This is a genomic window from Pseudomonas sp. ASL7 (assembly GCF_056680375.1).
Genome location: NZ_CM155279.1, coordinates 3,845,001 through 3,857,202 on the forward strand (window position 1 = coordinate 3,845,001; position 12,202 = coordinate 3,857,202).

Sequence of the window (12,202 nt, forward strand, 5' to 3'; positions counted from 1 at the left end):
ATTCTACAGCAGCCTCTGTTGCTGTCAAGCGGTTATTTTCCGAAGCTTTCAAAGTTTCCTTTGTAACTTCAACCACTTGCGCTTTCGATCTCTCGTTAGCGGGAGGCGAATTCTACAGCGTTACTCGCTGCTGTCAACACCTCTTTTTCAACTCCTTTCGCGCTTCGATGACCTGAAGCAACTTGCTGCCGAAAACTGCGTAACTCATTGTTTACCAAGGAGTTTTCCGTTTCGACTGCGCCGGAAGTGGGGCGAATTATAGACGTCTGGAATCTGCCGTCAACCCTTAATTACGCCTTTGTTGCGGAAGGTGTCTTTTTAGCCAATAAACGCGGGATTCGACGGGTAATTGCAGGGATACGCAGTATCAACAGTAATGCCCCGATAGAGGCATAGGCTACCCACTCCTTCAGATCCGCACGCACGATCCACAACATATGCAGTAGTCCAAGCCCGAGAATCAAATAGGCCAGACGGTGGAGCTTCTTCCAACGAACACCTAAACGCCGCTGACTATAGCGATTGGAAGTCGCCGCGAGCGCTAGCAAACATAGAAACCCCAGCGCACCAACGATAATGTATGGGCGTTTGCGCAGCTCGACGCCTAGCTGCGACCAATCAAAGCCAAGAATGAACGCCGTATAACTGCTCAGATGCAAAACGACATAAGCAAAGCACCACAAGCCCAGTTGTCGTCGAACAGCAATCCACCCCGCCCAACCCGTAAGTTTCTGCAACGGCGTCATGCTTAGCGTAACGAGCAAAAGAACCAACGTCCCCAACCCCAACCGGTCAACCAACACCTTGCCCGGATCAGGCCCAAGCGCATTTGCCCAGGCTTGGTACAACCAAAGCAGCGGCCAAACTGCTGCAGAAATGAAAACGCCGATACGCCAGAACGAATACCGCATCAGTAGTTCTTCCGAAGATCGAGACCTGTATATAGAGAAGCGACTTCATCCGAGTAGCCATTGAACATCTGGGTGTCTCGCACATTGGGCTTGAACAGGCCACTCGGCAAACGCCGCTCCCGAGCCTGAGTCCAGCGCGGGTGATCGACTGTCGGATTCACGTTCGCATAAAAGCCATATTCGTCCGCAGCAATACTCTGCCAGGTGGTTTTCGGCTGCTCGCTGACCAGACTGATCCGAACGATGGATTTGACGCTCTTGAAGCCATACTTCCACGGCGCCACCAAACGTAGAGGTGCGCCGTTTTGATTAGGTAATTCTCGCCCGTACATGCCCACCGCAAGAATTGCCAACGGGTTCATCGCCTCATCCAAACGCAGCCCTTCTACATAAGGCCAGTCGATCAAGGCAAAACCGGAGCGTTGCCCCGGCATGGTCTTGGGATCTTGCAGGGTCTCGAAGCGAATAAATTTCGCCTTAGAGGTCGGCTCGACGACATTCAGCAAGGCTGAGACAGGAAATCCGATCCATGGAATGACCATCGACCACGCTTCCACACAACGAAGGCGATAAACCCGCTCCTCCAACTGATAAGGCTTCATGAAGTCCTCCAGTGCGTACCGCCCCGGCTTACCCACTTCCCCATCAATCACCACGCTCCATGGTTCAGTTTTCAGCGCGCCGGCATTGGCCGCCGGATCGCCTTTATCAGTGCCGAACTCATAGAAGTTGTTGTAATGGGTCGCATCGTTGAATGGCGTGATCGCCTCATCCTTGACGTTGACCGCCCCCCATTTGACAGAAGGAAGTTTCTCGGCAAACCAGGAAGGTACGTTGCCAGCCTCGACATCCGCATATCGTGCGGAATCTTCAGCACTGGCCCAACGCGGCAAACTGCTCACAGTCAAACCGGCAACGGCAGCACCGAGTACATGACGGCGAGATAGATAGAAGGATTCAGGCGTGATGTCCGACTCATGACAGTCAGACGCCTTGGGAATTTTGATCAGCATGGCAACTCCGCAGCATTGGAGGACAGTGCACCAATAGACTGCGGAGTATGAGGGAAATCAGGTCACTCGGCGTTTTTACGCCGACGAAGACGTAACAGATATTGAACCGGGCCAGAAGCCGCATACGCGAGGAAAACCAGAAGCAGAATGCGCGGCGGATCACTGAATACGACGGCAAACACCAACACGACAGCCAGGATTGCCACGAAAGGTACGCGCCCTTTCAGATCCAGTTCCTTGAAGCTGTTGTACTTGATGTTACTGACCATCAGCATGCCGGCAGCCGCGACCATCAGTGCGACCAGGAAGGACATCTTGGACCCCTGGATCCCGTAATCGCTGAACGCCCAGACGATACCTGCAACCACGCCAGCAGCAGCCGGACTGGCCAGACCAATGAAGTAACGCTTGTCCGCGGTACCTACCTGAGTATTGAACCGCGCCAGGCGCAATGCCGCGCCAGCGACATAGATGAAAGCAACCATCCAGCCGACTTTGCCCATATCGCCCAAGGCCCAGCCAAATGCCAGCAATGCCGGCGCGACACCAAAGGCGACCATGTCCGACAGCGAATCGTATTCCGCACCGAAGGCGCTCTGGGTATTCGTCATACGGGCAACACGACCATCAAGGCCGTCGAGCACCATGGCGACAAAAATCGCGATGGCGGCAAAAGCAAAATACTTGCTTGCGCCAATTGAATCACCGGCACTCAAGGCGCTTTGTGCGCTCATCGAGTTGATGATGGAGTAAAACCCTGCGAACAGGTTCGCAGTGGTGAACAGATTCGGCAGAAGATAGATACCACGATGCCGGACTTTACGGCCTTCAGCGTCGTGCCCTTCTTCGATATGTTCATCGATGGGCAGCAGACTTTCGGCGTCAGAAGCCTGGTTTGGCTCTTCGGGACGTTCGCTCATGGACATTACCTTGCAACGGGGTGGAAAGTTTCGACAGGTGTCTGGGACGACGGTTCGGCCACAAACGCTGCAGCTTTATACCAGAACGACCGGCCAAACGAAAAAACGCGGCCTAGGCCGCGTCTTCCGTACAAGTGCGTGACTTAGTTTTTGGCTTTGTCGACGATCTTGTTGGCACCGATCCACGGCATCATGGAGCGCAGTTGCTCGCCGATGATTTCGATACCGTGAGCGGCGTTGTTACGACGCTTGGCGGTCATCGAAGGGTAGCCGGTAGCGCCTTCGCTGATGAACATCTTGGCGTATTCGCCGTCCTGAATACGTTTCAGGGCGTTACGCATGGCCTGACGGGACTCGGCGTTAATCACTTCCGGACCTGTCACGTACTCGCCGTACTCAGCGTTGTTGGAGATCGAGTAGTTCATGTTGGCGATACCGCCTTCGTACATGAGGTCAACGATCAGCTTCAGTTCGTGCAGGCATTCGAAGTAGGCCATTTCCGGCGCGTAGCCAGCTTCAACCAGAGTTTCGAAACCGGCTTTAACCAGCTCAACGGTACCGCCGCACAGAACGGCTTGTTCGCCGAACAGGTCGGTTTCGGTCTCGTCCTTGAAGGTGGTTTCGATGATGCCGGTACGACCGCCACCGACGCCAGCTGCGTAGGACAGTGCAACGTTTTTGGCGTTGCCGGAAGCATCCTGATAGATAGCGATCAGGTCAGGAATACCGCCGCCTTTGACGAACTCGGAACGCACGGTGTGACCCGGTGCTTTCGGCGCGATCATGATCACGTCGAGGTCAGAGCGCGGAACGACCTGGTTGTAATGGATCGCGAAGCCGTGGGAGAAGGCCAGAGTGGCGCCTTTCTTGATGTTCGGCTCGATTTCATTTTTGTACAGAGCAGACTGGAACTCATCCGGGGTCAGGATCATGACCAGGTCGGCAGCAGCCACTGCAGAAGCAACGTCGGTCACTTTCAGGCCGTGAGCTTCGGCTTTGGCAACAGTGGCCGAACCTTTACGCAGACCAACCGTAACGTCAACGCCGGAGTCTTTCAGGTTGCACGCTTGAGCGTGGCCTTGGGAACCGTAACCAATGATGGCAACTTTCTTGCCCTGGATGATCGACAGGTCGCAGTCTTTTTCGTAATAAACTTTCATGAAATTCCCCTATATATCCAGGCCGTTCAGGCCATTCGCTAATTTGGTTTAGATGCTGAGTACTTTGTCGCCGCGGGCAATACCGGTTACGCCGCTACGGACGGTTTCCAGAATCGAGGCGGTGCCAATGGACTGAATGAAGCTGTCGAGCTTGTCGCTGGTACCGGTCAGTTGAACGGTATACACGCTAGCGCTGACATCGACGATCTGCCCACGGTAAATATCGGTAGTGCGTTTGATCTCGGCGCGCTGGGCGCCGGTAGCCTTGACCTTGACCAGCATCAGCTCGCGCTCGATGTGAGCACTTTCCGACAGGTCGACCAATTTGACCACTTCGATCAGCTTGTTCAGGTTCTTGGTGATCTGCTCGATGACTTCATCGTGGCCGACAGTGGTCAACGTCAGACGCGACAGAGTCGGGTCTTCGGTTGGCGCCACGGTCAGGCTTTCGATGTTGTAGTTGCGCTGCGAGAACAGGCCGACTACACGAGACAGGGCGCCGGGTTCGTTTTCCAGAAGCAAGGAAATAATGTGCCGCATGATTAAGTACGCTCCGTCTTGCTCAGCCACATATCACGCATGGAGCCGTCTTTGATCTGCATCGGGTAGACGTGCTCGCCGGCATCGACTTTGATGTCGATGAACACCAGGCGATCCTTCATGGCGAATGCCTCTTCCATCATCGGCTTCAAATCCTTCAAGTCCGTGATGCGCATACCGACGTGACCATAGGCCTCGGCCAACTTGACGAAGTCCGGCAACGATTCCATGTAGGAGTGCGAGTGACGTGCGCCGTAGCTCATGTCCTGCCACTGACGGACCATGCCAAGCACGCCGTTATTGAGCAGGATGATCTTTACCGGCAAATCATGCTGCAGGCAAGTCGACAGCTCCTGGATATTCATCTGGATGCTGCCTTCACCGGTCACACACGCCACATCTGCGTCCGGGAAGTTCAGTTTCACGCCCATTGCTGCCGGGAAACCGAAGCCCATCGTGCCCAGGCCACCGGAGTTGATCCAGCGATTCGGCTTGTTGAAGCGGTAGTACTGCGCCGCGAACATTTGGTGCTGCCCAACGTCGGAAGTCACATAGGCATCGCCCTTGGTCACTTCGTGCAGGGTTTCAATCACGGTCTGTGGCTTGATGATGCTGCCGTCACCCTTGTTGTAAGGGAACATGTCACGATCACCGCGCCACTCTTCAACTTGCTTCCACCAGGCAGCAACCGAGTCCTTGTTAGGGGTCTCGCCGATTTCTTTGAAGGTAGCGACCATTTCGGTCAATACACTTTCCACCGGGCCTACGATAGGAACGTCAGCCTTGATGGTCTTGGAGATCGAAGCCGGGTCGATATCGATGTGGATGATCTTGGCGCTTGGGCAGAACTTCGATGCACCGTTGATAACACGGTCATCGAAGCGCGCGCCAACAGCCAGGATCACGTCCGCATGGTGCATCGCCAGGTTGGCGGTGTAGCTGCCGTGCATACCGAGCATGCCGAGGAACTGGCGGTCGCTGCCCGGATAGGCGCCAAGGCCCATCAAGGTATTGGTGACCGGCGCGTTCAGCAGTTGCGCCAATTCGGTCAACGGCGCGGAGCCGTTACCCAGAATGACGCCGCCGCCGGCATAGATGATCGGCCGCTTGGCCGCCAACAGCATTTCCACGGCCTTGCGGATCTGGCCCGAGTGGCCACGAACCGCCGGGCTGTAGGAACGCAGCTTGGCTTTTTTCGGGAAGATGTATTCGAACTTCTCGGCCGGGTTGGTCATGTCTTTTGGAATGTCGACAACGACAGGACCAGGTCGACCGGACTGCGCCAGGTAGAAGGCCTTTTTCATGACTTCCGGGATTTCCGAAGCATGCTTGATCATGAAACTGTGTTTCACGATCGGCCGGGAGATACCGATCATGTCGGTTTCCTGGAACGCATCGGTACCGACCATCATGCTTGGCACTTGGGCGGTCAGGATCACCATTGGGATCGAGTCCATGTACGCCGTGGCAATACCGGTGATGACATTGGTCGCGCCAGGACCGGAAGTCACCAGTACGACGCCAGCCTTGCCGGTGGCACGCGCATAGCCGTCAGCCATATGAGTGGCTGCCTGCTCATGGCGAACGAGGATATGTTGAACAGCTGGTTCTTTGAACAGAGCATCGTAGATATGCAATGCGGCACCGCCCGGGTACCCATAGATATACTTGACGCCTTCGTCACGCAAAAAGCGGACGATCATCTCACCGCCAGATAAAAGCTCCACGTTGTTCACCTCTAAAACGCCAGAATACCGCCCACATAAAAGAGGACGGGTCTTAATAGGTTTACTTCTCAGCAGAGCATGAGCGACGGTGGTCGCCGACTACGTCAGCACTGACTGAGCAAGTATTGGGATCGTCCCAAGTGTTGCGGGCCTTTCCCACCCAGCGCGAGGTAACGCGTTGCGGGTGTAACAGGTCGGCGCGGGTGTGCGCCTCATGATCTGCTGAGTGGGTCTGCTTTTGGCAGTCCCTCTACAGCGGACTTTGGATTCTTCTGTTTCGTCCTCTGCAAGTCAAGTCGTCTATGTGCTTTATTGAAGTAAGCACATGAGAAAGCAAGAAAACCCCCCTAAACATCAACTGTGTTAGCTTCAATTGCGCAACTCATGGCAAGGAAATGACATGCGAAGGCTGTTCATGATCAGTCTGCTCATCAGCCCGTGGTGCATGGCGGGGCAGATTTATAAATGGGTCGACACGCAGGGCGTCACCCACTTCGGCGCACAACCGCCGCAAGACCAGGAAGCGACAACGATGACGATGCCCTCCTCACCTGTCGACAAACCGGCCACGCTGCCACGCAGCAACGCCATCGGTGATCAACAGACCATCGACAACACTGTGAAAAAGCAGGTCGCCGAGCAGCAAGCCCAGCTAAAGGTATTTTGCGAGCAGGCTCGAACAAACCTGGCACAACTGCAGAACAATCCGCGACTACGGGAGGATGTCGATGGTGAGATGCGCCGCCTGACCGACCCGCAACGTCAGGAGCGCACCACCGAAGCACAGAAACGGATTGCGGATAACTGCGTACAACAAAACGGAGTCAGCGGGAGGCAGTGATCAGCAGGTCGAACTCTTTGAGTAGAACCTGCAAGTACCGATCCTTGCCCTGGACATTACGGGCAGCGAAGACCATTTCGGCCATCTCCTGAATCCCGGAGGCATTGGGCAGCGGCAAATCCTGTTCGAGGATCATCTTCATGCGCGGCAGGAAGATCCACTGCAGCCACTGTTCGAAATCCAGCGTATCGACCGAAAACGGCTCGACGCTGGAAAGCGCTTCAGCGGAGGGTGAGACCTCGTCCCACCAGCCCTGAACGCGCAGTTCACGTTCAATCAACAGCAACTGCTCGGCGATCTTCGGAAAACGAGAGTCCATCACAGCGAAACCTTGGCCTTCTGACGGGCCAGCGCAGCACCGGCGGAATCACCTTGTTTCTCGCGTGCCTGGGCGATCAATCCCCACAGGCTGGCTTGAAGATCCGGACGACCATTGGCCAACGTCAGACCACGTTGGGCGAACTGTTCGGCCTGTGCCGCATCGCCTTGCGCCATGCGTACCTGCGCCAGGCGATAGAGCACTTGTGGCTCACGCGGCGCAACCCGCTGAGCGCGCTCGAGGCTGGAAGAAGCACCGTTGAGGTCACCACTGGCCTGTTGTTGCTGAGCGGTGGTCAGCAGTGCCAAAACCGGACCGTCCAGCTGCTCATCCGCAGACAGGCCACCACCGGTATTGGCCGAAGGGATCCCGCTGGGTGTCGACGGCATGCTATAGCTGCCTTGATTGATCGGTGCAGCCTGAACGGGTGACGAGTCGATCGGTGACGTGTCAACCGGACCCGGCGTAATCGGGCCAGGCGTGATCGGCGCAGTGCTGATCGGCGTCGAGGTCACGGCGCCGCCACCCGGAACCATCACCACCACACCGCTATCCCCCTGTGGAATCGCCTGCGTCTGGGCCTGCACGGGACGTTTCACTGTCGTCTGACGGAACCCGCCATTCGTCGAAATCCGCTCACTGTTGGAAACGGCGCTGCCGGAATCTACAACCGGAATCGAACCGCGCTGTACGGTGGAGCAACCGCTGAGCAAAGCCACGGCGGTAACCGCTGGAATCAACCACTTGTTCACTTGAAACCCTCTTTGCTTAATTCAACCAGCCCTTGACCCAATCCATCACCGTTTCACCGGAAGCAGGGCTTGCGCCACCACAAGCGGCGCCGGGAGGCGGTTCACTGCCGCGAATATACGGCATCTGCACGGCGCCTGGGCAGTTGGCCTCAGAACCTTGTCCGGTACGGGAATCGACCCATGCCTGAACAATGTTGTCTGGCTGCGGCATGTCCAGTGGCAGCGGATCGGCCTTGCGCATAAAACTGGTCCAGACCTGTAGCGCACCGGTGGCCCCGGTAAATGGTGTCTTGCCGTTGTCATCGCGACCCAGCCAGACCACGGCCAGCAAATCCTGACTGAAACCTGCGAACCAGCTGTCTCGCGAATCGTTACTGGTACCGGTCTTGCCGGCCAGCGTCAGGGTCTTCGGCAACACGTTATAAACCGAGCTGCCGGTACCTTCACGCATAACCCGCTGCATCGCGCTCTGGATCAGGTAAATGGACGCCGGATCGAAACGCTGCTGAATCTGGAACGGGTAACGCTTGAGCGGCTCACCTTCGGCGGTCAACACGCTACGGATCCCGCGCATTGGCGTATTGAAACCACCGTTGGCGAGCGTCTGGTACATGGTCGCCACTTCAATCGGGGTCATTCCACCGGCCCCCAGCAACATCGACGGGAATGCCGGGAACTCTCGAGTTATGCCCAGGCGCCCCAGCGTCTTCAGGACATTCGGCACGCCCACCGCTAACCCGAGACGGGCGGTCGACAGGTTGTAGGAATGTGCCAGGCCCTGGTAAAGGAAAACGGTGCCATGGGAACGACGATCATAGTTCTGCGGTTTCCAGACCTGACCATCCGCGCCTTTGACCGAAAAAGATTCGTCCGACAGCCAACTGGTCAAGGTGTACTGACTCGGTTTCTCTAGGGCCGTCAGATAAACCGCCGGCTTGATCAACGAACCGACTGGTCGTACAGCATCCAGTGCACGGTTGAATCCGGCATAACTCGCCTGGCGACTGCCGATCATGGCCTGGACTTCGCCGGTTTCCGGGTTGGTCACGACCATGGCTGCTTCGACATCATCGGAGCCTTTGCGTCCGGCCAGACGTTTGAAGGTGTCGTTGACCGACGCTTCGGCTTTCATCTGCAGGATCGGGTCGAAGCTGGTGAAGATACGCAGGCCTTCTTCGGTCAAGTCTTCATCGCGATAGTCTTCGCGCAACTGACGCTTGACCAGGTCGAGGAAGCCCGGGAACGAGCTATCCGCCAGACTGCCACGCGTGGTCACGCCCAACGGCATCTTCTTCGCGGCGTCGACTTGCTCAGGCGTGGCAACGCCCTGCTCTTGCAACACGTCGAGCACCAGGTTACGCCGTTCAAGAGCACGTTCGGGGTAGCGACGCGGATTGTAGGAGGACGGCCCTTTGACCATGCCCACCAGTAACGCGACTTGATGCAGTTTCAGCTCCGACAGCGGCTGACTGAAGAAGAACTGACTGGCCAGGCCGAAACCATGCACCGCACGCTGACCGTCCTGGCCGATGAATACTTCATTGAGGTACGCCTCAAGAATCTCGCGCTTGTCGTAATGCAACTCAAGCAGCAACGCCATCATCGCTTCGGTGAGTTTGCGGGTCAGACTGCGTTCGTTGGTCAGGTAGAAGTTTTTGACCAACTGTTGGGTCAGCGTACTCCCCCCCTGACGCATGCGGCCGGACGAGCCATTGACCCAGATCGCGCGCGCAATCGACTTCGGTGAAACCCCGAAGTGGTGATAGTAGTCGCGGTCTTCGACGGCTATGAGGGTGTCGAGTAAATAAGGCGGCACCTGATCGATCTTGATCAAGATCCGGTCTTCAAGGTTTTTCGGGTACAGGCCACCAATCAGCAGCGGCTCCAGGCGCACGACAGAAAGCTTTGAGCCGTTGGTCGCCGACAGCTCGGCCACGTAGTCGCCGGAGAATCGCACCCGCACCGGTTGCGCTTGCTCCATACCTTCATAAAACTGGAAACCACGGGTGTTGAGGTCAACGGTATTGCCGTTGACCGAGGCGGCGCCGGGGCCGTTGGCCACGCTTTCGCGACGATAGCCAAGGGCATCGAGTTCGGTCAGAAAGTCGTCTTTGCTTAGCTTTTGTCCGACGAACAGCTCGAGCGGGCGCGCATACACCTTGGCCGGGATGGTCCAGCGCTTGCCAGAGAACTTCTCCTGGACGATGGCGTCGAGGTAGACCGCAAATCCGGCGAGCACCACAAGGCCGACCAGACTGAGTTTAAGGGCCCAGCCCAGCCAGGGGCGCAGGCCCTTGGAAGGTGGTTTTTTGGGGGTGCGTGGGGATCGGGTACGAGTCATGGCGGCGGATTATACGCACTTTATTCAGACTCAACAGGCGCCTGCCGAGGTTTGCGTCGGACGGACTTGCAGCCATAATGACGACCTTGAATTTTCCCAGACTATGAAGGATCGCCTGTGAGCCAGTCACTGATCGCTGCCCTGCAAAACCCTGCCCTCTACCCGCATCCTGTGGACGGGTTCCAGGTCATCGAGACCCATATCTCCTGGGTCATCCTCACAGGCCCCTTTGCTTATAAAGTGAAGAAGCCGGTGAATTTCGGCTTTCTCGACTTCACCAGCCTCGACGCTCGCAAGCATTTTTGTGGCGAGGAGCTGCGTCTGAACCAACGTCTGACCCATGATTTGTACCTCGAAGTGTTGCCGATCACCGGTAGCGCCGAGGCACCGCAATTGGGTGGTGATGGCCCGGTCGTTGATTACGCCCTGAAAATGCGTCAGTTCCCACAGAGCCAACTGCTGAGCACATTGCAGGCCAACGGCGAATTAACCACCGCGCACATCGACGAGATGGCCGAACAGATTGCCCGGTTCCACCTCACCGCACCGAAAGTGCCGGCCGATCACGAAGCCGGCACCCCGGACAGCGTGATGGCGCCGGTCCGGCAGAACTTCGACCAGATCCGCCCATTCCTCAGCGACAAGGCCGATCTGCTGCAACTCGATGCGCTGCAAGCCTGGGCCGAAAGCAGCTTTGAACGCCTCAAGCCGCTGTTCGCCCAACGTAAGGCTGACGGCTTCATCCGTGAATGCCATGGCGACATCCATTTGGGTAACGCCACCGTGATCGATGGCAAGGTCGTGATCTTCGACTGCATCGAGTTCAACGAGCCGTTCCGCTTCACCGATGTTTATGCCGACACCGGCTTCCTGGCGATGGACCTGGAAGACCGTGGCCTGAAAAGCCTGGCACGCCGCTTCATCAGCCAATACCTGGAGTTGACCGGTGACTACCAGGGTCTTGAGTTACTGAACTTCTATAAAGCCTACCGCGCACTGGTTCGCGCCAAAGTCAGCCTGTTCAGCATGCCCGCCGAGGCCGACCCGGTGCAACGCGCCACAACCCTGCGCCAGTACCGCAACTACGCCAACCTGGCAGAAAGCTACAGCACCATTCCTTCGCGCTTCATGGCTATCACCCACGGTGTTTCCGCCGTCGGCAAAAGCCACGTTGCCATGCGCCTCGTGGAAGCGCTGGGCGCCATCCGCCTGCGCTCTGACGTAGAACGCAAACGCCTGTTCGGCGAGCAAACCGTCGCGAACGACCCGCAAGCCGGCATCTACAGTGCCGACGCCAGCGCCGCGACCTACACCCGCCTGCATGAAATCGCAGCCGTGATACTGCGCGCGGGCTTCCCGGTAGTAGTCGATGCCACCTACCTCAAACGCGACCAGCGCGACGGCGCAGCGAAAATTGCCGAGGCCACCGGCGCACCGTTCCTGATCCTCGATTGCAATGCACCACAAGCGGTGATCGAGGCTTGGCTGGCCCTGCGTCAGGCAGACAAAAAGGATCCGTCCGATGCCAACCTGGCCGTTATCAAGGCCCAGCAAGCGAATCGTGAAGCGCTGACGCCAGCAGAGATCCTCTGCAGCAAACGTGTGCAGACCAATGAAAGCGGAACCCTCGATACTGTCGTGGCACAGATCCGTCAACGCCTGCCAGGCCTCTAAGAAA

The 12,202-nt window shown here is 57.0% G+C and carries 11 protein-coding genes; 2 read left to right on the forward strand and 9 right to left on the reverse strand.

The genetic code is table 11. From position 1 onward, the window contains the following. Positions 1-290: 290 nt before the first annotated feature. The 6 genes from msrQ to AC1MDT_RS17765 all read right to left on the reverse strand — a co-directional run bounded on the left by msrQ (position 291) and on the right by AC1MDT_RS17765 (position 6,271). The gene (gene msrQ / locus AC1MDT_RS17740) at positions 291-911 is read right to left on the reverse strand and encodes a protein-methionine-sulfoxide reductase heme-binding subunit MsrQ (protein ID WP_480418307.1); all 621 of its coding nucleotides are present in this window, start codon (positions 909-911) and stop codon (positions 291-293) included. Continuing rightward, the gene (msrP, locus tag AC1MDT_RS17745) at positions 911-1,924 is read right to left on the reverse strand and encodes a protein-methionine-sulfoxide reductase catalytic subunit MsrP (protein ID WP_480418308.1); all 1,014 of its coding nucleotides are present in this window, start codon (positions 1,922-1,924) and stop codon (positions 911-913) included. The genes msrQ and msrP overlap by 1 nt, the downstream gene beginning before the upstream one ends. Before the next feature lie 62 nt (positions 1,925-1,986). Continuing rightward, positions 1,987-2,844, reverse strand: a complete 858-nt coding sequence (gene pssA, locus AC1MDT_RS17750) for a CDP-diacylglycerol--serine O-phosphatidyltransferase (protein WP_414907577.1) — start codon at positions 2,842-2,844, stop codon at positions 1,987-1,989. A gap of 143 nt (positions 2,845-2,987) precedes the next feature. Next, positions 2,988-4,004, reverse strand: coding sequence for a ketol-acid reductoisomerase (ilvC, locus tag AC1MDT_RS17755; RefSeq protein WP_123404988.1), 1,017 nt, complete (start codon positions 4,002-4,004; stop codon positions 2,988-2,990). A 48-nt stretch (positions 4,005-4,052) separates the two neighbouring features. Next, on the reverse strand, positions 4,053-4,544 hold the full coding sequence (gene ilvN, locus AC1MDT_RS17760) for an acetolactate synthase small subunit (RefSeq protein WP_003176102.1): 492 nt from the start codon (positions 4,542-4,544) through the stop codon (positions 4,053-4,055). A gap of 2 nt (positions 4,545-4,546) precedes the next feature. Further along, positions 4,547-6,271 (reverse strand): acetolactate synthase 3 large subunit, encoded by a 1,725-nt coding sequence (locus tag AC1MDT_RS17765; RefSeq protein ID WP_480418309.1) that lies wholly within the window; start codon positions 6,269-6,271, stop codon positions 4,547-4,549. Positions 6,272-6,671: 400 nt separating this feature from the next. Here AC1MDT_RS17765 and AC1MDT_RS17770 point away from each other — a divergent pair, with 400 nt between their 5' ends. Further along, a complete protein-coding gene (locus AC1MDT_RS17770; RefSeq protein ID WP_480418310.1) occupies positions 6,672-7,112 on the forward strand; it encodes a DUF4124 domain-containing protein in 441 nt (146 codons plus the stop codon). Here the strand turns inward: AC1MDT_RS17770 and AC1MDT_RS17775 are convergent. From AC1MDT_RS17775 to mrcB, 3 genes are read right to left on the reverse strand one after another with little or no spacing between them, the layout of a single operon-like run. Further along, on the reverse strand, positions 7,096-7,431 hold the full coding sequence (locus tag AC1MDT_RS17775; RefSeq protein ID WP_480418311.1) for a YqcC family protein: 336 nt from the start codon (positions 7,429-7,431) through the stop codon (positions 7,096-7,098). The genes AC1MDT_RS17770 and AC1MDT_RS17775 overlap by 17 nt on opposite strands. After that, complete coding sequence (locus AC1MDT_RS17780) at positions 7,431-8,183, reverse strand: tetratricopeptide repeat protein (RefSeq protein ID WP_480418312.1); 753 nt, start codon at positions 8,181-8,183, stop codon at positions 7,431-7,433. The genes AC1MDT_RS17775 and AC1MDT_RS17780 overlap by 1 nt, the downstream gene beginning before the upstream one ends. Positions 8,184-8,199: 16 nt before the next feature. After that, on the reverse strand, positions 8,200-10,524 hold the full coding sequence (mrcB, locus tag AC1MDT_RS17785) for a penicillin-binding protein 1B (RefSeq protein ID WP_480418313.1): 2,325 nt from the start codon (positions 10,522-10,524) through the stop codon (positions 8,200-8,202). A 117-nt stretch (positions 10,525-10,641) separates the two neighbouring features. On the opposite strand from mrcB, the gene AC1MDT_RS17790 reads away from it, so the two are divergent. Next, complete coding sequence (locus tag AC1MDT_RS17790) at positions 10,642-12,198, forward strand: bifunctional aminoglycoside phosphotransferase/ATP-binding protein (protein ID WP_480418314.1); 1,557 nt, start codon at positions 10,642-10,644, stop codon at positions 12,196-12,198. Positions 12,199-12,202: the final 4 nt, after the last annotated feature.

Excerpts from the sequence above, each read along its gene's own strand:
- ilvC (WP_123404988.1), bottom strand. The coding sequence starts at position 4,004 with ATGAAAGTTTATTACGAAAAAGACTGCGACCTGTCGATCATCCAGGGC.
- ilvN (WP_003176102.1), bottom strand. The coding sequence starts at position 4,544 with ATGCGGCACATTATTTCCTTGCTTCTGGAAAACGAACCCGGCGCCCTG.
- pssA (WP_414907577.1), bottom strand. The coding sequence starts at position 2,844 with ATGAGCGAACGTCCCGAAGAGCCAAACCAGGCTTCTGACGCCGAAAGT.
- AC1MDT_RS17775 (WP_480418311.1), bottom strand. The coding sequence starts at position 7,431 with ATGGACTCTCGTTTTCCGAAGATCGCCGAGCAGTTGCTGTTGATTGAA.
- mrcB (WP_480418313.1), bottom strand. The coding sequence starts at position 10,524 with ATGACTCGTACCCGATCCCCACGCACCCCCAAAAAACCACCTTCCAAG.
- AC1MDT_RS17770 (WP_480418310.1), top strand. The coding sequence starts at position 6,672 with ATGCGAAGGCTGTTCATGATCAGTCTGCTCATCAGCCCGTGGTGCATG.
- msrQ (WP_480418307.1), bottom strand. The coding sequence starts at position 911 with ATGCGGTATTCGTTCTGGCGTATCGGCGTTTTCATTTCTGCAGCAGTT.
- msrP (WP_480418308.1), bottom strand. The coding sequence starts at position 1,924 with ATGCTGATCAAAATTCCCAAGGCGTCTGACTGTCATGAGTCGGACATC.